The following is a 1,014-nucleotide window of genomic DNA, read 5'->3' on the forward strand; positions in this document are numbered from 1 at the left end:
CGTCGGGACGTTTCTCTGGCTTGGCCGCATAGGGGTTGAGCGGCCCGTCCACATCGAGGAACAGCAGTGGTCGGTTCACGATCTCCCCCTTGCCCAACATCGGCTGTGCCGTGGAAGCGTAGCTGCAACGATCGTCTCGGCATCGGGCCTATCTGATGTGACGATCCCGGTGTGGCTGGTGTGATCACGGCGTCGGAGCCGTCCTGGATATCCCCGTTCACCGGGCTGAGCCCGCGCCAGTTCAGCAAGCTGGTGGCCGTACTACGGCGCAAGGAAGCCGACACTGTCCGCCGGGGACGGCCCTGGGGCTTGCCTCTGGAGGACCGGCTGTTGCTGGTCGTGGCCTACTGGCGCACGAACTTGACGCTCCGCCAGCTCGCTCCATTGTTCGGCGTCTCCAAGTCGGCTGCGGACCGCATCATCAACCACCTCGGCCCACGGCTCGCGCTCCAGCCCCGCCAGAGGTTCCGCAAGGACACCGTGCTCATCGTGGACGGCACCCTGGTGCCCACCCGCGACCACACGATCGCCGAGCAGTCGAAGAACTATCGGTACTCCACCAACCACCAGGTGGTCATCGACGCCGATAGCCGCCTGGTCGTCGTCATCGGCCGGCCTTTGCCGGGCAACCGCAACGACTGCAAGGCGTGGGCGGAATCCGGCGCGAAGGCCGCAGTCGGACTGACCACAACGATCGCCGACGGCGGCTACCCGGGCACCGGACTCGTCATGCCGCACCGCCGCCGCAAAGGAGAAGCACTGCTCGACTGGAAGGAAGCGCACAACACGTCCCACAAACAGGTCCGCGCTCGCGTCGAGCACACCTTCGCCCGCATGAAGACCTGGAAGATCCTCCGCGACTGCCGCCTCAAAGGCGATGGAGTACATCACGCCATGCTCGGCATCGCCCGCCTGCACAACCTCGTCCTTGCCGGATAGGGAGGAGGGGCACATCGCCTTGGGCCGCAGCCGCAGCTGCATCGATCTCAAGATCAGTTACGGGACAGCCCTTAG

Annotated in this window: 1 protein-coding gene; it reads left to right on the forward strand. The window is 65.5% G+C overall.

Annotated elements, in window-relative coordinates; translation table 11 throughout:
- Window positions 1-171 precede the first annotated feature (171 nt).
- Window positions 172-939: a transposase gene (locus tag ACZ69M_RS51140; protein ID WP_388118302.1), complete on the forward strand. Its 768-nt coding sequence runs from the start codon at window positions 172-174 to the stop codon at window positions 937-939.
- The last annotated feature ends 75 nt before the right edge of the window (window positions 940-1,014 follow it).

Source organism: Streptomyces sp. NPDC107454, assembly GCF_055582885.1.